We start from the raw sequence: 19,351 nt of genomic DNA, 5'->3' as shown, positions 1-19,351 counted from the left end.
GTGTCCGAGATCGGCGCGCCTCAGGCGGTTGCGCCGGCGAAGACCTCGAAATCAGTGTCGATGATGGTGGGTGTCGACGGGCGCTCGGGCGAGGCCAGAACCTCCTCGATCGCCTTCTTGCCGATGAGATAACGGTTCGAGCGGACGGTCGAGAGCGGCTGGGGCAGCTCCTTGCCGATATCGAGACCGTTGAAGCCGAATATGGCGAATTGGTCAGGCAGGCTGATACCTTCGGCAAGGCAGTGGAAGACGCCGCCCACGGCCATGTCGTCGTTGGAATAGACCGCGACGTCGATCTGCGGGGCCGACGCACGCAGGCGCGCGGTCTGCTCCCGGCCCGTCCCGACCGAGCTGGGTCCGTCGTCGATCGCATGCGCTTCGATCGAGAGTCCCGCTTCGGACAGCGCCTCGCACAACCCGTCATAGCGCAGCCGCGCCCGGCGGTCGGCGTTCCAGTCATGGCCGACATAGCCGAAATGGCGGTAGCCGCGCGAGATCAGGTGGCGACCGATCGCGTGGCCCGCGCGGCGATGCGAGGTACCCACCGCGATGTCGATCGGCGTGCTGTCGATATCCATCATCTCGACCACGCGGATGTCGCTTTGCTCGAGCATCTTGCGGGTGGCGTCGGTGTGGTCGAACCCGGCGAGCAGGATCGCGGCGGGTTTCCAGCTGAGAATGCCGCGCACGACGGCCTCTTCGCGATCGACATTGTAATCCGTGGTCGAAATCACCGGCTGCAGATCGCTTCCTTCGAGCCCGGCATGGACGCCCTGCAGGACCTCCGGGAACACGATGTTGGAGAGCGACGGGATGACGACGCCCACGAGGAAGGAGTCGAGCGAGGCCAGCGAGCCCGCGATGCGGTTGGGGACGTAGCCCATCGCGCGGACCGTCTCCATGACCTTCTCGCGGGTGGACTCGGCGACGAGCCCCTTGTTGCGCATGATCCGCGATACCGTCGACTCGCTGACATTGGCACGGCGCGCGACCTCGCGCACCGTGATCTTGCTTTTGCGGTCAGGCAATCGCTGCTTGGTCCCCATGACGCTTTCCTCCAATTCCTTTCGGGCAAGCCCGAGTCAATGACCCAGAAATGCACCTAGCGGCAGCGTTTTCATAGGCCATACGTACATGGGCGCTAAAAACATCGCGGGGACCGTGGCGATCATACCTCCACGTATTTGCGCCACGGATGCGCTTCCTTGAAGCCCAGAACCTCGCGCGCCTTGCGGTTCGAAATCGGCGCCTCGTCGGCACCCATCTCGCGGGTGATCGGCGTGTTCGGGCAGTATTTCTTCAAGAACTCGGTGGTCGGCATATCGGCGGTGATCGTGTCGTTGACCGCGTTGAACACCTGATAGCCCAGCCCGTCCTTCTCGATGCACAGATGCACGATCTCACCCAGATCGCGGGCGTCGATATAGCTCCAGGCGTTGCGCTTGCGGCTCATCGGGTCCTTAAGGAAGCCTTTGAACATGCCGTATTCATCCGGCTCGATCACGTTACCGATGCGCAGCGCATAGATATCCGCGCCGTAGCGGGCGGCGAAAGCGCGGGCGGTCTTTTCGTTGCAGACCTTGGAGAGGCCGTAGCTGTCCATCGGATCGCTGTCGTAATCTTCCTCGAGCGGGAAGGAGTGGAAATCCTTGTCGCCCTCGGCGAAGCACACGCCGTAGGTCGTCTCGGACGAAGCGATGATCACCTTGCGCACGCCGAGCTTCATTGCCGCCTCGAGCACATTGTAGGTGCTCATGACATTGGCCTGATAGGTCACGTTGTCGGGCTCGATCAGCACGCGCGGGATCGCGGCGAAATGCACGATCGCATCGGGCGGCGAAGGCGGCGCGCCTTTCTCGAACCCGCCGAAGTCGTGGTGGGTGGTGAGCGCGTTGAACACGGCGCCGCTGTCGGTCACATCGGTGATCAGCGTGTTGACGCCGGGCAAATCGAGCGGCTTGAGGTCGACATTGAGCACATCGTAGCCCTTGCTCAGCAGATGCGGCACCGCATGACGCCCAGCCTTGCCGGTTCCGCCTGTAAATACTACGCGCTTGGTCATTTCAGTCTCCGTTTCGTTCATTCACATTTGGTTCGACGGGACGGCCTCAGCCGGTCGCCGCCAGCATCACGCTTTCCTGCGTGGCGTTCTCTCGGGTCAGCTCGCCGCTGATCTTCCCCTCCTTCAGCACGATCACACGGTCGCTGATCGCAAGGATCTCCGGCAGGTCCGAAGAGACCACGATGATCGACATGCCCTCCTCGGCCATCTTGCCCAGCAACGTGTGGACCTCTGCCTTTGCGCCGATGTCGATCCCGCGCGTCGGTTCGTCGACGATCAGGATCTGCGGGCGGCGCGCGGCCCATTTCGCCAAGACGACCTTCTGCTGGTTGCCGCCCGACAGGTTGAGCACCTTCTGCTCGGGCGACGGCGTTTTGATGCCCAGCGCGCGGATGTAATCCGCACAGGCCGCGGTTTCCTTGCGACGGTTCACGAAGTCGAGGCTGCAATAGTCACTCAGATGCGTCAGCGAGAAATTCTCGCGCACCGACATGCCGAGGACAAGCCCGCGCGATTGCCGATCCTCGGTAACAAATCCGAGCCCATGCTCGATCGCGTCCGAGGGCGAGGAAATCCGCGCCGGTTTGCCGTTGATCGAAATCTCGCCGCTATGGGGACGGCTGCCGAAGATCATCTCCATCACTTCGGTCCGTCCGGCGCCGACCAGACCGAAGAAGCCCAGCACCTCGCCGCGACGCAGGTCGAAATCGACGTCGCGCACGAAGACGCCTTCGTCCTTCACGCGCTTCTCGGTGAGATTGCGCACCGACATCAGAACCTCGTCGGTCGCGTGGGAGATGTGATGGCCGAACAACTGGTCGAGTTCGCGATCCACCATCAGGCGCACCAGCAGGTCGCTCGTCATCTCGGACACGGGCCGGGTGTCAACGGTGCGCCCGTCGCGCAGCACGGTGACGCGGTCGGCAATCTCGAAGATTTCCTCGAGCTTGTGCGAGATGAAGACGATGCCGACGCCCTGCGCGGCCAGCTTGCGCGACATGCGCAACAGTGTCGATGCCTCGTGATGGCTGAGCGACGCGGTCGGCTCGTCCATGATGATGAGTTTGGAATTGTAGGAGATGGCGCGGGCGATCTCGATCAGCTGCCTCTGACCGATCGAAAGCGTGCCGACCATCGCTTCTGGGTCGATTTCCACGCCAAGCTCGTGCAGCACCGCGCGCGTGTCCGCATTCATCTTGGTGCGGTCGATCAGGCCCGTGGGCAACAGCGGCTCGCGCGCAAGAAAGACGTTCTCGGCGACGGTGAGGTTATTCACCACCGCGAGTTCCTGGTAGATGATCGAGATGCCGAGCGACCGGGCATGGACCGGGTTCTTGATGACGACGGGCTCGCCCTCGACCCGGATCTCACCGCCCGGATCGGCGCGCAGCACGCCGGTCATGATCTTCATCAGGGTGCTCTTGCCGGCGCCGTTCTCACCCGCCAGCACATGCACCTCTCCGGAATTGAGATGCAGGTCGACGTGGTCCAGCGCCTTCACCCCGGGAAAGGTCTTGGAAATGCCGATCATTTCGAGAAACGGTTTCATCGCGGCCTCTGGCTGAAGAATGTCGGGCGGGGCCGCGTTTGGCCCCGCCCAGGTCTTGTCGGAGATTACTTGGTGTAGCTGTCGAGGTTGTCGGCAGTCACAACGGTCACACCGGTGTCGATGTTCTGCGGGTCGGTCTCTTCACCCTTGATCTGGGCCACGAGATGCTCGACCGCCAGCTTGCCCATCGTGATCGGGCGCTGCACCATGATGCCGTCGATGAAGCCTTCCTTCACGCCTTTGATCGTGTCGGGCAGATCGTCGAAGGCAAAGACCTTCAGCTGGCCTTTCTTATCCGCGAATTCCTGCTGCGCGAGAACCTTCGCCACGGCCGGGCCACCGACCTGGCTGATGCCGAAGATGCCCGAGAGGTTCGGGTTGGCGCGCAGGAGCGCCTCGGTCACCGACACGGCGCGCGCGAGGTCATCCTCGGTGCCTTCGGTCGCGACCAGCTTGATGTCGGGATAGTCCGCCAGCGCTTCCTTCACGCCGTCGATCCGTTCGTTCAGGTTCGAGGCGCCGAGCTGACCGGTGACGATCGCCACTTCACCCTTGCCGCCGAGCGCTTCCGCCATGGATTTGCCCATGGTCACGCCAGCCTGCTTGTTGATCGTGCCGATATACATGCTGCGCGAGCTGTTGGCGCTGTCACTGTCGAAGGTGACGACCTTGATGCCCGCATCGGTGGCCTGCTTGATGATGCCTTCGACCGATTTCGGCTCGTTGACCGAGATCCCGATCCCGTCGACATGGCGTGCCATCAGGTCCTCGATGATCTTGACCTGCGTCGAACCCTGCGTGTTCGCGGGCACAACCCACTGATACTTCACGCCCAGTTCATTGGCCGCTTCCGCGCCACCGGTGTTGCAGTCGTCGAAGAACGGAACGGCCACTTTCGGCACGAGCGCCACGGTGATGTCCTGAGCATAGGACGCAGCCGTCCCCATACCGGTTGCCAGGGCCAGAACCGCAGCGGCGGCTTTCATTGCAATACGCATCTTGTCTCCTCCTCCGGACCCAACCAACCGCGGCGGGCCCCTGTTGATGATGCAGTTTCGGTTTTCACGCCCCGCACCGGGGCATTCTTCGTCCGGATCTCGCGCCGCTCTCTCCTCTTCGAGACGCGGTCCGGCTTCTTGATCTTGTTCCTTCCCGGACGGCGCGGCTCAGCCGCGCCCGCCCATCCGATTGCGCAGCACGTCCAGGCTGACCGCGATCAGGATCACGCCGCCGGTAATGGCCTGCTGGGCATAGGTGTTGATGTTGAGCAGCACGACGCCGTTGGCGATCTCGCCGATCAGGGCAGCCCCGATGACCGCGCCGAGCACCGAGCCGATACCGCCCGCGAGGCTCGCCCCGCCGATTGCGGCCGCAGCGATCACTTCAAGTTCCGAGCCAAAGCCGGACGCCGGTTCCGCCGAAAGATAGCGCGAGAAGGCGATGACGCCGGCCAGCGCGGAAATCGTCGAGGACAGAACATAGACCGCGAGCTTGACGCGCTGGACCTTCACCCCGCTCAGACGCGCCGCGTTCTCGTTGCCGCCCGTGGCATAGACGTGCCGACCGAAGCGGGTCCGGGTCATGATGACCGTAAAGATGAGCGTCAGCACGAGCAGGATGACCACCGGCACCGGCACCGGGCCGACATAGCCCTGCCCCAGAAAGCTGAAGCTCTCGGGCGTCTCCGGGGTCAGCGGCACGCCGTGGGTGATCATGTACATAAGGCCGCGCCCGATGCTCAGCGTGCCAAGCGTGGCGATGAAGGGCGGTAGTCCGATCGCCGTGATCAGCAGCCCGTTGGTCAGCCCGAAGGCAAGCCCCACACCGAGCCCCGCAGCCACCGCCGCATATTGCGAATAGCCCGCGTCGAAACAGAGCGCCGTGATCAGACCGGCAAGCCCCATCGCGGAGCCAACCGACAGGTCGATCCCGCCGGTGATGATGACCATCACCATGCCGATGCTCATGATCGCCGTCAGCGAGAATGCCCGCGACACGCCCATCAGGTTCGACACGGTCAGGAAATACGGTGTGAACAGGCTGATCAGCAGCCCCATCAGGATCAACGCGATCAGAACGTTGAATTCACGCATGTGACGCAGTTGAAGCAATTGATGCAGGACTCGCATGGATTTCCTTTCCGATGGCGTGACCGAATTTTCCGACAGTGCCAAAACGCCCCTCCCTTCTCCGCATCCCCGACGTTCCACTCGCTCATCCTGGAACCGATCTCGTCGGTGAGGGGCTGGCGGGTCGGACGGGGATACGCCCAAAAATGCTAGCGCTGCCATTCCTCCTGTGACAGCGCTGTCATATTGCGAACTGCAAAGACGACTTGTCAATCAGCAAATAACAAAAACTTGTCTCAGGACAGGTGTCGGAACGACGCGCCCTCCCCGGCGGAACATAGTTCCGACCCCCGCCGAAGCGTTTCAAACAAGGGTCTTGAGACATTCCGGCTTGTCATCGCGCCGGGTCCGTGGTGATACTCGCAAAACATGACAGCGCTGTCATAGCCAACGGGGCGAAAGCACCCAGACCGCAACAAAGGAGCCCGCCGATGACCGACGAAAGCTACGAATCACCCCGCCCCCTGGCGATGATCCACACCGTCGCCGGGCTGATCCCGGAACTCGAAGGCCTGGCGCAGGAGCACCTGCCCGACTGGAAAGTGTTCAACATGCTCGACGAGAGCCTTTTGCGCCTGACGATCCGCGAGGGGTCGGTCAGCCCGATGACGGCGCGACGCCTGACGGGCATGATCTGGTCGGCGGTCGATGCGGGGGCCGAAGCCGTGCTCGTGACCTGCTCCAGCCTCGGCGGCGCGGTCGAACGTATCGCACCGCTCTGCCCCGTTCCGCTGATCCGTATCGACGAGGGAATGGCGCAGGAGGCCGTCGCAAAAGGCCGCCGCATCGGTGTGCTCGCAACCCTGCAATCGACCCTGACACCCACCGTCGAACTGGTCGAACGCGTCAGCCGCGAGGCCGGGGCGGACAGCACCATCACGAGCGAGGTCGTCGAAGGCGCCTTCGAGACGCTGCAATCGGGCGACCGGGAGGGACATGACGCGCGGGTGGCCGAAGGCATCGCCCGGCTCGCCCGCGAAAACGACGTGGTGGTTCTGGCACAGGCCTCGATGGCACGCGCGCTCGAACGGCTCGAACCGAGCGCGGATGACCCGCCGGTCCTGACCAGCCCGACGCTGGGCATCGCCCATGCAGCAAGACGTCTGGCGCGCTGATCGCGCCTGAAGAAACGGTACTCAAGAGGAGGAGATATCCATGAAATACAGAACCCTAGGACGATCGGGGCTCAAGGTCTCGGTGCTCACGATGGGCACGTTCACCTTCGGCGGCGCAGGCGCCTTCAAGGCCGTCGGCGCCCAAGGCGTCAGCGAAGCGCGCAAGCTGGTCGACACCTGCATCGACGCCGGCATCAACCTTTACGACACCGCGAACATGTACTCGACCGGCCTGTCGGAAGAGATCCTTGGCGAAGTGCTCGACGGTCGGCGCGACGACGTGCTGATCTCCTCCAAGGCGCGGATGCGGATCGCCGACGGCCCCAACGACGAGGGCTTCTCGCGCTATCACCTGATCCGCGAATGCGAACGCTCGCTCAAGCGGCTGCGCACCGACCACATCGACATCTACCACATGCATGAATGGGACGGCGTGACCCCGATGGAGGAGATGGTCTCGGCGCTCGACACGCTCGTGCAACAGGGCAAGGTCCGCTACATCGCCTGCTCGAACTTCTCGGGCTGGCACATCATGAAGGCGCTCGGCGTCAGCGACCGGAGCCTGCGCGAGCGCTTCGTGGCCCAGCAGATCCACTACACGCTCGAGGCCCGCGAGGCGGAATACGAATTGCTACCGATCTCGGTCGATCAGGGGCTGGGCGTCTTGGTCTGGAGCCCGCTCGCCGCCGGCCTCCTGTCGGGCAAGCATCGCCGCGGCAAGGACACTCCGGAAGGCTCGCGTCAGTTCGCAGGCTGGACCGAGCCGCCGATCCGCGACGAAGAGAAGCTTTGGAACATCGTCGACACGCTGGTCGAGATCGGCGACGCGCATGGGGTCTCGGCCGCGCAGGTCGCGCTGGCATGGCTGCTGACGCGTCCTGCAGTCAGCTCGCTCGTCATCGGCGGACGCAACGAACAGCAGTTCCGCGACAATTTCCGCGCCGTAGATCTGGAGCTTAGCGAGGATGAACTCAAGCGCCTGCACGAGGTCAGCAAGCTGCCCGTGATCTACCCCTACTGGCACCAGCAGCAATTCGCCTCGGACCGGTTCAGCCCGGGCGACTGGGCGCTGCATCGCGATTACATCGAAAGCTGATAAAGGGCGCGCCTTCGTCTCAGGCGAAGGCGCGCATCCAGCCGAGGCCGTCCTCGGTCCGGCCCGCCGGGCGATATTCGCACCCCACGAACCCCTCATAGCCTAGCGCGTCCAGCTCACGCAGGATGCGCGTATCGTCGAGCTCACCGGTTCCGGGCTCATGCCGATCCGGCACCGCGGCGATCTGCACATGCCCGATGATCGGCGCCATCTCCCGCAGCCCCATCAGCACGTCACCGTGCAGGATCTGGCGGTGATAGATGTCGAATTGCAGCTTGAGATTGGGCACCCCCAACGCCGCGATCAGATCGGCGGCGAAGCTGAAATCATCCAGAAAATAGCCCGGCATGTCGCGCGTGTTGATCGGCTCGATCACCACGTCGCGTCCCTGTGCCCCGGCCGCATCACAGACCCGCCGCAACGAGTCGCGATAGGCCTGCCGCGCTGCCGTATCTTGGCGTGAGGCCAGCCCGCTCATCACATGGACCCGCCCTACCCCGGTCGCCTCGGCATAGCGCAGCGCGGTATCGATCGAGGCCCGGAATTCCTCTCCGCGTTCCGGCAGAGCCGCCAGCCCGCGATCACCCGCCGCCCAGTTGCCGGGCGGCAGATTGAAGAGCGCCTGCGTCAGCCCGTGCTCGCGCAGCCGCTCCGCGATCGCCTCGGGCGGGTGGTCATAGGGAAAGAGATATTCGACCGCATCGAAGCCCGCCTTTTTCGCCGCAGCGAAGCGGTCGAGAAAATCGTGCTCGGTGAACATCATCGTCAGGTTGGCGGCAAATTTCGGCATCGCTCAGCCCTCACTTGCAGGCGTGGCAGACGGCAGCTCGAGACCGGCGATATCCGCCAGCATCCGGGCGACCGAGGCATCGTCATCGCGCCCCATTCCGGCCGCCGCTGTCATGACGAACATCTGCATCGCCGTGCTTGCAATCGGAGTCGGGAATTTCATATCCCGCCCGATATCTGCCACGATCCCGAGGTCCTTGGTGAAAATATCCACCGCACTGCGCGGGCTGTAATCGCCCTCGAGCACATGCGGCACCCGGTTCTCGAACATCCAGGAATTGCCCGCCGAGGCGGTGATCACCTCGTAGACCTTCTCCAGATCCAGATCCATCGCCTTGGCGAAGGTGATCGCCTCGCAGGCCGCCGCGATATGCACCCCGGCCAGAAGCTGATTGACCACCTTGAAGGCCGCACCCGTGCCCGCCTCCTCGCCCAACTCGTAGACCTTGGCCGCGACGCTATCGAGCGCCGGGCGGATGCGCGCAAAGGTCGCAGACGGCCCCGAGCCCATGATCGTCAATTCACCGCTGGCGGCACGCAGCGCACCGCCGCTGATCGGCGTATCGAGATACTCCACGCCCACCGCGGCGCAGCGCTTGGCGAAGATGCGCGCCAGATCGGGCGCCATCGTGGCGCAGGACATCACGACGCCGCCTTTGGACATGGTCGCAACGGCGCCGCCCGGTCCGAAAAGCACCTGCTCTGTCTGGTCGGCATTGACGACCACGGCGATCACCAAATCCGCATCTTGCGCACCCGTCGCAGGGTCAGCCGCAACCGCGCCGCCAAGGGCGGAGAAGCGCTCCATCGCATCGGCATTCACATCGACGCCCGTCACCGCGAACCCGTCTCGCAGCAAGCTCTCGGCCATGCCGAAGCCCATCGATCCCAGACCGATGACACAGACCTTCGTCTCTTGGGGTGACTTCATGCGGAATACCTCTCAATCGCCGATTTCTAGTCTCACTCCGCCCCCTCCCAGCGTCCATCTTGCGCTTGCATTGCTGGAATGATAGCGTTGTCATTACATCGTTAGCCCGAGCCGCAACGGCTTGGCAAGGGCTATGTGAAATCGCCGTCCCGAGCCGTCGGGGCGATCGGCGATCTGTGGACCGAGGGAGGAATTTCCATGCTGATCGGAGCGGTCGCCGACGATATTACCGGCGCCACTGACCTGTGCCTGATGCTGTCACGCAGCGGATTGAAGACGCGGCAGGTCATCGGCCTGCCGGGGCCGCAAATGGACCTTTCAGGGGCCGATGCGGTGGTGGTGGCGCTGAAGTCGCGCACCATTCCGGCAGCCGACGCGGTCGAGGTGTCCCTGCAGGCCGCGAAGGCCCTGCGCGCAGCCGGGGCGCAGCGCCTGATGTTCAAGTATTGCTCGACCTTCGACTCCACCGACGAAGGCAATATCGGGCCAGTCACCGAGGCCCTGATGGAGTTCACCGGCGCGACCCTGACCATCGCCTGCCCCGCCTTCCCGGCGACCGGGCGCACGGTCTACAAGGGGCACCTTTTCGTGGGCGACCGCCTGCTGTCGGAAAGCCCGCTGAAAGATCACCCGCTCACCCCGATGCGCGACCCCGATCTGGTGCGGGTTCTAGGACGGCAGACGGCGCTGAAAGTGGGCTCCATCGACATCACCACGATCCGGCAGGGAGAGGCCGCGCTGCGCAAAGCGCTCGAGGCCGCACGCGCGGCTGGCACCCGCATCGTCGTCACCGACACGATCGACGAATCGGATCTGATGACGCTCGGCGCGGCCTGCGCGGAGATGCCGCTGATCACCGGCGGCTCGGGCATCGGTCTGGGTCTGGCCACAGCACTTCGCGACCAGAGCGACGCGCATAGCGCCCCGGATCGGATGCCAGCCCCGGAGGGCCGCTGCGCGATCCTCGCGGGCTCCTGCTCGGTCGCGACCCGTGGCCAGATCGCGGCGGCGCAAGCGGCTGGCCTGCCGAGCCTCGCGCTCGACGTGGAGGCACTGACCGAAGGCAGACAGAGCGCGGATGAGATCGCCGACTGGGCCATCGCGCAGCCCGCTGACAGCACACCCCTGATCTATTCCAGCGCCGATCCCGCGCAGCTCAGCAAGATCCAGTCCCGTCTGGGCCGTGACGCCTCCGGCGCGCTGGTCGAAGACACGCTGGCCGCGGTCGCCGAACGCCTGCGCGTCGCCGGGTTCACCCGGATGTTGATCGCGGGCGGCGAGACATCGGGCGCGGTGACGACGGCGCTCGGGGTGCGCTTGCTCGACATCGGCCCGGAGATCGACCCCGGCGTGCCGTGGACGATGAGCCTGTCCGGCCCACGCCTCGCGCTCGCGCTCAAATCGGGCAATTTCGGCGCCGAGGATTTCTTCCTCAAGGCGTGGGACCTGCTGGAGCCGGAGGCCGAACATGTCGGATGAGACCCGTCTGCGCGACCAGATCTGCACCATCGGGCGCTCGCTCTTCGATCGCGGCCTGACCGCAGGGTCTTCGGGCAATATCTCGGCGCGGCTGCCCGATGGCGGTTGGTTGATGACGCCGACCAACGCCTCGCTCGGCACGCTCGATCCGACCCGGATCTCGCTCTTCGACCGGGATGGAAATTTCGTCTCGGGCGACAAGCCGACCAAGGAATCCTTCCTGCATTTCGCGATGTATGACGAGCGTCAGGAGGCGGGCGCGGTGATCCACCTGCACTCGACCCATTCGACGGCCGTCTCGATCCTCCGCGACATCGACCCCGAGGACGTGCTGCCGCCGCTGACCGCCTATCACGTGATGCGCGTGGGCAAGCTGCCGCTTGTCCCCTACTACGCGCCGGGCGATCCCGAACTGGCCGAGGCCGTGCGCTCGCTCGCCAGCGCGCATCACTCGGTGCTGCTGGCCAATCACGGCCCCGTCGTCGCAGGCACCAGCCTGTCGAACGCGCAATACGCCGCCGAAGAGCTGGAGGAGACCTCCAAGCTGTTCCTCGCGCTGCAGGGCCACGCGATCCGCCCGCTCACCCAGTCGCAGGTCGCGGACCTGCGCAAGCGTTTCAATCTCTGACCCGAATTTCACGACCTACCGACCCAAGCGGAGTACCCAATGACTAAGACCCAGGAAACCATCGGCTTCATCGGCACCGGCCTGATGGGCCACGGCATGGCCAAGAACATCGTCGAGAAAGGCTATCCGCTGACCGTGATCGCCCACCGCAACCGCAAGCCGATCGAGGACCTGGTCTCGCGCGGGGCGACCGAAGCATCGTCTTATGAAGACCTCGCCGCCCGGTCGTCGATCATCTTCCTGTGCCTCACCGGCGCGCCCGAGGCCGCCGAGGCGGTCGCGAAGCTGACGCCGGGCCTGAAAGAAGGCAGCGTGATCATTGATTGCTCGACCGGCGAGCCGACCATGACGATGAAGCTCGCACAGGACATGGAGGCGATCGGCGTCGCCTATGCCGATGCGCCGCTCAGCCGCACCCCGAAAGAGGCCTGGGAAGGCACGCTCGATTGCATGGTCGGCGCCGATGAAGAGCTGTTCGCGCGCATCGAACCGGTCATCGACACCTGGGCGGGCAAGATCGTGCGCGTGGGCAGCCTCGGCGACGGCCACCGTATGAAGCTTCTCAACAACTTCATCTCTCTCGGCTATGCCGCGCTTTATTCCGAAGCCCTCGCGCTGTCGCGCAAGGTCGGCATTCCGATCGAGCAGTTCGACAAGGTGATCCGGGGCGGCCGGATGGATTGCGGCTTCTACCAGACCTTCATGGGCTACGCGCTCGAGGGTAACCGCGAGGCGCACAAGTTCACGCTCGCCAATGCCTACAAGGACCTGCGCTACGTCGAGACGATGGCCAATGCCGTCACGGTCGCGACCCCGCTCGCCAGCACCGCCAAGAATGCCTTCGCGATGGCGATGGCAACCGGTGGCGACGGCTCTGAAGATTACGTGCCGCATCTCGCGGATTTCGTTGCACGCGCGAACGGGCTCGACTAAGCCCACGCACCTCCCGAAAGCGACGTCTCAGCCCGGCCAGAAATGGTCGGGCTGAGCATTTACCGGCTCCACCTGAGGCGGCCGTTTTGCGTGTTCGTGCATGGCCGGCCTCAGGTCCTTCGGGAGGATATTTTCGGGGCTGATGAGCGCCACCCCTCACTCGTCGGGGTGGAACAGATGCGTCCGGGCGGGGTCGAAAGCCAGATCGATCCGTTCGCCACGTTCGAATTGCTTGTCCTCGCTGAAGGCGGCGATCAGGCTCGTGCCATCCTCCATCGCCAGATCGACGACCGTTTCACTGCCCAGCCGTTCGACCAGAGACACCTGACCGTGCAGGACGCCCTCATCGGGCGTGCTGGGGGTGACGTATTGCGGGCGCAGGCCCAGCAGGGCGGTGTCGCCGGGGGCGAACTTACGACCGCGCACGGGCACGACGATCGGGTCCATGGAGTGGCGCGCGACCTTGGCGTTTTCACTGTCGGCTTCCAGGACTTCGACCTCGAGGAAATTCATCGACGGCGCGCCGAGGAAGCCGGCGACGAAGCGGTTGGCTGGGTTGTGATAGAGCTCCATCGGCGAGCCCGACTGCATCACCAGCCCGTCGCGCAGCACCACGATCTTGTCGGCGAGCGTCATCGCCTCGACCTGATCGTGGGTGACGTAGATCATCGTCGCGCCCAGCTGCTTGTGGAGCTTGCCGATCTCCATGCGCATGTCCATCCGAAGCGCCGCATCGAGGTTCGAGAGCGGCTCGTCGAAGAGGAAGACCGAGGGGTTGCGGGTGATCGCGCGCCCGATCGCGACACGCTGGCGCTGGCCGCCCGAGAGCTGGCTGGGGCGACGGTCGAGCAGATGCTCCATCTGCAGGATCTCGGCGGCGCGCTGCACCTTCTCCGCCTTCTCGGCCTTCGAGGCGCCCGAGATGGTGAGGCCGAAGGCCATGTTTTCGCGCACGCTCATATGCGGGAAGATCGCGTAGCTCTGGAACACCATCGCCACGCCGCGTTCGCGGGGCTGAACGTCATTGACGCGCTCGCCGTCGATCTCCAGCGTGCCGCCCGAGATGTCCTCGAGCCCTGCAATCATCCGCAGCAGCGTGGATTTCCCGCATCCCGAGGGGCCGACGAAGACGCAGAACTCGCCATCGGCGATGTCGATATCGACTCCGCGGATGACCTCATGGGCGCCATAGCTCTTTCGCAGGCCGCGCAGCTTTATGTCTGCCATGTCACTTTCCTCCCTGCTCGGCATCCGGGTCGATGTGCAGATAACCCTCCGCATCCACGAGAACGGGCTCCGGGTCCCGGATCTGGCCGACGAAATGGTCGTGGCCGTTGTCGTCGAACCCCATGATCACCAGCCCCTCGGCGGTCTTGAGGATGCGTGCGGCATAGCGCCGGCACGGGTTCGCGCCATCGAGAAAGCCGGGGGCGATCCGCCACGGCCCGCGCGGGTCGTCTGCGATCAGGTAGTGGTTGCCAGTCACCGGGGTCATGCCGGTGTCCGCGATGCGCGCGCGGCTCCAGTGCTCGGCGGCGGTGCAGAACAGGCAATACCAGCGCCCGTTCTCCTCGAAGACCTGCGGCACTTCGAGCTGACCGAACCCGCCAACGAAGACCGGCGGCTGCAGGTCCCAGTGGATCAGGTCGGGCGAGGTGGCGAAGCCGATGGCCCCGGCCGCGTTCGCCTCTTCGATGCCGGGGGCGCGGGCGGTGAAATACATCAGCCAGCCGTCGCCTGCGGGGTCGCGCATCACCCAAGGATCGCGCATCGCCCGGTCGTGCCAGTGACCGACCATGTGTTCGGCCTCGTAATGCGCGGCGTTGGGGCCTGTCAGGTCGAGGCAGAGCCCCTCGCCCACGCGGTCCCAGTTGTGCAAGTCGCGCGAGGTCGCGTGACCGATGCGCTGATAGAGCCCGTCTTCGGACTGCCGACCGCCCGTGTAGAACAGGTGCCACAGCCCGTCATCGTCGCGCAGCACCGACCCGGTCCAAGTGACCAGATCGTCCCAGGCCGGGGCCGGCGCCGGGGCCAGCGACGTCCCCAGATGCTGCCAGCTTATCAGGTCGTCCGAGACCGCGTGGCCCTGGCTCACGTTGAAGTGGCGCAGGTCCGGATCGCCGAGCGACTTGTCGGCCTTCAGGAACCAGGCATGCCAGCGTTCGCCGTCATGGGCATACCAGCTGTCCCAGACCCATTGCTTGTCGAGAGCGAGAACCATGTCGGATTATCCTTTCACGCCGGTAGAGGCGATGGAGGCGATGAACGCCTTTTGAAGCACGAGATAGAAGGCGAGAACCGGCACCGTGATCAGCGTCAGGTAAGCCATGATCTCCCCCCAGGCGGGGTTGAGTTGGAAGAAATACTGCAGGCCGACCATCACCGGGCGATACTGCTCTTGCTGGACCACGATCAGCGGCCAGAGATACTGGTTGTACATGATCAGGAATTTCAGGATCGCAGCGGTCGCGATGACGGGCCCCGAGAGCGGGATCACCACGCGGCGATAGATCTGGAACCAGCTCGCGCCCTCGACGCGAGCCGCTTCGATCAGCTCGCCGGGCAGGCCTTTGAAATACTGCACGAAGAGGAAGATCGTCAGCCCGTCCGCGATCCACGGGATGATCTGCACGCGGTAGCTGTCGAGCCAGCCCCAGCTGAGCCCGTCCAGCCCCAGCCAGGGCAGTTTCGACACTTCCAGCAGAAGCGGGATCGCGATCGTCTCGAACGGCACGATGAAGGTCGCGAGAATGATCGAGAGCATCACGTCGCGCCCGCGCCATTGCAGGAAGACGAAGGAGAACCCGGCGAGCGAACAGATCACCAGCGACAGCAGCACCGTCGTCCCGGTCACGAAGATCGAGTTGAAGACGAAAAGCCCGACCGGGGCGCGCTCGAAGGCACCGGTGTAATTGTCGAGGCTGAGCTGGCCCACCGGCAGGAAGGCGCGCAGGCTCGACGTGTCGCGCAGCAGCTCGTCGCTGGGCTTGAAGCTGGACATCACCATGAACAGCAGCGGCAGGACGAAGATCAGCGCGATCAGGATCAGCACGAGATAGCGCACACCCAGCCGCAGATTGCGGTTATCGGAACCAATGACACTCATTTCAGCGCTCCCTCGTCAGCCAGCGTTGGATCATCGAAATCACCAGAACGATCAGGAACAGGATCACCGAGATCGCCGAGCCGCCCGCGATGTTCTGCATCCCGTAGCCGCGTTGCACGGCCTGGAAGACCAGCGTCTGGGTGGAGTCGAGCGGGCCGCCCTTCGTCATGACGTCGATCTGGGCGAAGATCGCGAAGGCCTGCATGGTGATCACGATCAGCACGAGCACTGCGGTGTGGCGCAGCCCCGGCCAGGTGACATAGCGGAAGGTCTGCCATTTCGACGAGCCTTCGATCGCTGCGGCCTCGTAGAGCGTGGGCGGGATCGTCTGCAGCCCGGAAAGCCAGATCACCATGTGGAAGCCCACCGCCTGCCAGATCGACATCGTGATGATTGCGCCAAGCGCGGTATGTGGATTGCCCAGCCAGTCGACGGGCTGGAAATGCCCGAAGCTCAGGAAGGACAGCATGTTGTTCAAGAGCCCGTTCTGCCCCGAATAGATGAAACGCCAGAGCAGCGAGACGACGACGATCGAGACGACCACGGGCATGAAATAGATGGTGCGGAAGATCGTGATCCCGCGCAGTTTCTGGTTGATCAGCAGCGCGAGACCCAGCGCGATCGCGGCCTGGATCGGTGCGACCATCAGCACGAAGATGCAGGTGTTGAGTAGCGCTTTCCAGAAGACGACATCGCTTGCGATCACCACATGTGCCGTGTCGCCCGAGACCCAGCGGAACCATTCCTGCATGCCGTGATATTGCGGCGTGTCGGGGTTGCGCGTGATGGAGCGCAGGCGGGGAAATTCGGCCTGTCCATCGGCATCGGTGACGGTCTTGCCCGCGCTATCGGTTTTGGCCTGAAGGTCGACCACCGCGATGTTGAGCATTTCCCGGTAGTTCTCGAGGCCGACGAAACGCGTGGCATTGGGCGAGATCAGCCGCTGGTTGGTCAGCGAGAAGCCGACGCCCAGAAAGAATGGCGTGATGATGAAGGCGAGGATCAGCACGATGCCCGGCAGGGCAAAGGCCCATCCCGCCCGATTGGCGGAAGTCAGTGACGAGCGCATGGCGCGGTCTCCCGGTCTGAAGTTGGAGGTGGGGGCGCGGCAATCGCGCGCCCCCGCGGCACAGCGGCTCAGTTCTTCTTGTAGCCGTCGTTGCGCTTGATATCGGCGTTGATCTGGTCGGTGGCGGAATCGAGCGTGTCGATCACGTCAGCCCCGTCCGCGATATCCGCGGCGGCCTTCTGGAACACCTTGGAGTCGACGACGTAGCCGGGCGTCACCGGACGTTTCTCGGCTTGCGCCTCGGACAGGCCGTAGAACACTGCAAGCGGACCGCCCGTCTTGTAGTTCTTGGTCATCTGCGCGGCCGACTTGGTGGCCGGGATCAGGCCGAGCGCATCCGAGAACTCCGCCAGATACTTGTCCTGCGTCGCGAACTTGATGAACTCCGCCGCACCTTCGGGAGCCTTGGAACTGGCCGAGATGCCGAACTGCCAGGACGCGCCGCCGATCTTGGAGCCGTTGCCGAAGTCCGGCGCGGGCAGGAACTCGACATCGTCGACCTTGTCCATCGTCTTGACCGCATTCCAGTTGCCGTTCCACGAGAAGGCGTATTTGCCGTCGATGAAGCCGGTTTCATGGGCTGCCGGGTCCTGGCTGGTGCCGGGCGCCAGCTTTTCGGTAAACAGCGACTGCCACCAGTTGCCCCATGCGATCGCCGCATCGCCGTTGAGCACGCCCTCCGCGGTGTCATAGGTCTCGCGGTTGACCAGCCCGCCGCCGAAGCTCTGCAGGAAGGGCAGGAACGCATAGGGATACCACTCGCCCTTGTCCGACATGCCCAGATCGATCGCGTAGTCGAATTTGCCGCTCTTCTTCGCGGCCTCGAGCGCGCTCATGAACTCGTCTTTGGTCCAGGGTTTGTCGAGCGTGGGCGTGCGCAGCCCCAGCTCTTTCATCGTGGACTTGCGCGCATAGAGCGCGACCGCCGCGTCCCAGAGCCCGATCGAGTAGAGCTTGCCGTCATAGACGCCCTTGGTGCCGGGCAGGAAATCCTTGAAGTGATCTTCCGGGATCGGCAGCGGCTGCAGATAGCCCGACCAAGCCCAGTTCGGCATGATCGGCCCATCCATGTCGAGAATGTCGGGCAGGTTGCCTGCGAGGGCTGCTGCCGTCACCGAGTCATTGTAGCTGTTTTGCGGGAAGCTCTGCAGCGCGACCTTGTAATCCGACTGGCTCTTGTTGAAGTCGTCGATGATCTGGTGGACGATCTTGCTCTCCACCTTGTTGCCTGCACCGTGATACCACATCGTCAGATCGGTGGTCGCGAAGGCAGCACTGCAGAACCCGGTGGCGGCAATGACCGCCCCGGCCGTCACATTCAATAGTTTCATGTCATCCTCCCTTGGATGTCTGGCTTTCGAGTTCGAGGTCGGTCACAGAGGAGCGCCAGAATACGCGTCCCGCCACCCGCACGGGGTCGTGCGGACGGGATGCCTCCTCCGAGATCAAGGAAAGCAAAAGCTCGGCCGCCTGCCTGCCCATCTCGGCATAGGGCAGTTCGACCGTACTCAGCGGCGGGTAGAGGGTCTCTGCGATCGCGCGGTAATTATCGAAACCGGCGATGGAGATATCCTCCGGGACACGGATGCCGCGGGTGCGCAGCAATCCGTAAAGCTGCATCGCCATCTCGTCATTGCCGCAGCAGATCACGGTTGGCGGTTCCGGCAGCGCGAGGATCCGGTCGAGCGCCTCGTCGAGCCACCGGTGCAGAAATTCGGTGTTGATCGGGTAGCCTGTCGATACGAGCGCGGGGTCGTAGGCGATCCCCGCGGCTTCAAGCGCTTCGCGATACCCCTCGATGCGAAGCGGCACCGCATCCATCGCGGGATCGAATGTCAGATAGGCAATGCGCCTGTGGCCATGCGCGGTCAGACGCTCGACGAGCCGTTTCTCACAGGCCTTGTCGTCGGGCACGATCGCCGGGGTTCCGTGCGCGTCGTAGCAGTTTGCGAGCACCAGCGGGCAAGCCGGTGTCGCGGTCTCGAAGGCCACCCGCTTGTGATAGTCGGCGACATAGATCAGCCCCTCGACCCGATGCTCCTGAAACGTGCGCAGGAGCGCAGGAACCTTGTCGATCTGTCCGGCCGTATCCGCGATCATCAAGGTCAGATCGCGCTCGGCGACGACCTGCTGAATGCCCTGAAGGATGAACAGATCGGGCAGGCCCTTGGGGTCGGACAGTTCGGCCGTGCGCGAAATTGCCCCCGTCACGACGCCGATCAGTCCCGACCGGTTCGAGCGCATCATGCGTGCCGCGCTCGAGGGGACATATTTCAGCTCGCGAATGGCGGTTTCCACCTTCTCGCGGGTCTTTTTGCCGACCGGCGCATCCCCATTCACGACGCGCGACACCGTTTTCGGCGAAACGCCGGCCAACTTTGCTACATCGTAAATCGTCGACACGACGGCCCCTCCAACGCAGAGAAAACTCCGCGACTCCCAAAAGACATCGATGTCATAATCAG

18 protein-coding genes are annotated in these 19,351 nt (G+C 64.0%); 5 read left to right on the top strand and 13 right to left on the bottom strand.

Features of this window, described 5'->3' with window-relative positions; all coding sequences use genetic code 11:
* Positions 1-20: 20 nt before the first annotated feature.
* The 5 genes from BMI88_RS02470 to BMI88_RS02450 all read right to left on the bottom strand — a co-directional run bounded on the left by BMI88_RS02470 (position 21) and on the right by BMI88_RS02450 (position 5,740).
* On the bottom strand, positions 21-1,046 hold the full coding sequence (locus BMI88_RS02470) for a LacI family DNA-binding transcriptional regulator (protein ID WP_078545723.1): 1,026 nt from the start codon (positions 1,044-1,046) through the stop codon (positions 21-23).
* Between the two features lie 122 nt (positions 1,047-1,168).
* Positions 1,169-2,062 (bottom strand): NAD(P)-dependent oxidoreductase, encoded by an 894-nt coding sequence (locus BMI88_RS02465; protein WP_078545721.1) that lies wholly within the window; start codon positions 2,060-2,062, stop codon positions 1,169-1,171.
* 46 nt (positions 2,063-2,108) lie between these two features.
* Positions 2,109-3,611 (bottom strand): sugar ABC transporter ATP-binding protein, encoded by a 1,503-nt coding sequence (locus BMI88_RS02460; RefSeq protein WP_078539965.1) that lies wholly within the window; start codon positions 3,609-3,611, stop codon positions 2,109-2,111.
* Between the two features lie 65 nt (positions 3,612-3,676).
* Entirely contained in the window at positions 3,677-4,609 is a 933-nt protein-coding gene (locus BMI88_RS02455; RefSeq protein WP_078519926.1) for a sugar-binding protein, read from the bottom strand.
* A 168-nt stretch (positions 4,610-4,777) separates the two neighbouring features.
* Complete coding sequence (locus BMI88_RS02450; protein WP_075776414.1) at positions 4,778-5,740, bottom strand: ABC transporter permease; 963 nt, start codon at positions 5,738-5,740, stop codon at positions 4,778-4,780.
* 431 nt (positions 5,741-6,171) lie between these two features.
* On the opposite strand from BMI88_RS02450, the gene BMI88_RS02445 reads away from it, so the two are divergent.
* Both BMI88_RS02445 and BMI88_RS02440 read left to right on the top strand, forming a co-directional pair.
* Positions 6,172-6,855, top strand: a complete 684-nt coding sequence (locus BMI88_RS02445; RefSeq protein ID WP_078545719.1) for an aspartate/glutamate racemase family protein — start codon at positions 6,172-6,174, stop codon at positions 6,853-6,855.
* Between the two features lie 40 nt (positions 6,856-6,895).
* Positions 6,896-7,951, top strand: coding sequence for an aldo/keto reductase (locus BMI88_RS02440; protein ID WP_078519928.1), 1,056 nt, complete (start codon positions 6,896-6,898; stop codon positions 7,949-7,951).
* Between the two features lie 19 nt (positions 7,952-7,970).
* Here BMI88_RS02440 and otnI read toward each other — a convergent pair whose 3' ends face one another.
* Together otnI and ltnD are read right to left on the bottom strand one after the other, a co-directional pair.
* Positions 7,971-8,741, bottom strand: a complete 771-nt coding sequence (otnI, locus tag BMI88_RS02435) for a 2-oxo-tetronate isomerase (protein WP_078545717.1) — start codon at positions 8,739-8,741, stop codon at positions 7,971-7,973.
* 3 nt (positions 8,742-8,744) lie between these two features.
* Entirely contained in the window at positions 8,745-9,671 is a 927-nt protein-coding gene (gene ltnD / locus BMI88_RS02430; protein ID WP_078545716.1) for an L-threonate dehydrogenase, read from the bottom strand.
* Positions 9,672-9,869: 198 nt separating this feature from the next.
* Here ltnD and otnK point away from each other — a divergent pair, with 198 nt between their 5' ends.
* The 3 genes from otnK to BMI88_RS02415 are packed head-to-tail and all read left to right on the top strand — an operon-like array spanning position 9,870 to position 12,711.
* On the top strand, positions 9,870-11,150 hold the full coding sequence (gene otnK / locus BMI88_RS02425; protein WP_078545714.1) for a 3-oxo-tetronate kinase: 1,281 nt from the start codon (positions 9,870-9,872) through the stop codon (positions 11,148-11,150).
* Positions 11,140-11,778: a 3-oxo-tetronate 4-phosphate decarboxylase gene (otnC, locus tag BMI88_RS02420; protein ID WP_078545712.1), complete on the top strand. Its 639-nt coding sequence runs from the start codon at positions 11,140-11,142 to the stop codon at positions 11,776-11,778. The genes otnK and otnC overlap by 11 nt, the downstream gene beginning before the upstream one ends.
* A gap of 39 nt (positions 11,779-11,817) precedes the next feature.
* Entirely contained in the window at positions 11,818-12,711 is an 894-nt protein-coding gene (locus BMI88_RS02415; protein WP_078545709.1) for an NAD(P)-dependent oxidoreductase, read from the top strand.
* 156 nt (positions 12,712-12,867) lie between these two features.
* On the opposite strand, the gene ugpC is transcribed toward BMI88_RS02415, so the two are convergent.
* The 6 genes from ugpC to BMI88_RS02385 form a co-directional block, all read right to left on the bottom strand.
* Positions 12,868-13,938, bottom strand: coding sequence for a sn-glycerol-3-phosphate ABC transporter ATP-binding protein UgpC (ugpC, locus tag BMI88_RS02410; RefSeq protein WP_078545706.1), 1,071 nt, complete (start codon positions 13,936-13,938; stop codon positions 12,868-12,870).
* 1 nt (position 13,939) lies between these two features.
* Complete coding sequence (locus BMI88_RS02405) at positions 13,940-14,932, bottom strand: levansucrase (RefSeq protein ID WP_078545704.1); 993 nt, start codon at positions 14,930-14,932, stop codon at positions 13,940-13,942.
* A 6-nt stretch (positions 14,933-14,938) separates the two neighbouring features.
* On the bottom strand, positions 14,939-15,817 hold the full coding sequence (locus tag BMI88_RS02400) for a carbohydrate ABC transporter permease (protein WP_078519936.1): 879 nt from the start codon (positions 15,815-15,817) through the stop codon (positions 14,939-14,941).
* A 1-nt stretch (position 15,818) separates the two neighbouring features.
* Positions 15,819-16,886: a sugar ABC transporter permease gene (locus tag BMI88_RS02395; protein WP_078545702.1), complete on the bottom strand. Its 1,068-nt coding sequence runs from the start codon at positions 16,884-16,886 to the stop codon at positions 15,819-15,821.
* A 68-nt stretch (positions 16,887-16,954) separates the two neighbouring features.
* The gene (locus BMI88_RS02390; protein WP_078545699.1) at positions 16,955-18,217 is read right to left on the bottom strand and encodes an extracellular solute-binding protein; all 1,263 of its coding nucleotides are present in this window, start codon (positions 18,215-18,217) and stop codon (positions 16,955-16,957) included.
* 1 nt (position 18,218) lies between these two features.
* Positions 18,219-19,289, bottom strand: a complete 1,071-nt coding sequence (locus BMI88_RS02385) for a LacI family DNA-binding transcriptional regulator (RefSeq protein ID WP_078545697.1) — start codon at positions 19,287-19,289, stop codon at positions 18,219-18,221.
* Positions 19,290-19,351: the final 62 nt, after the last annotated feature.

This window comes from Thioclava sp. F36-6 (genome assembly GCF_002020305.1).
GTDB lineage: Bacteria > Pseudomonadota > Alphaproteobacteria > Rhodobacterales > Rhodobacteraceae > Thioclava > Thioclava sediminum.
Note: the sequence above shows the minus strand (reverse complement) of the source record. Positions and strands in the feature narration are given on the sequence as shown.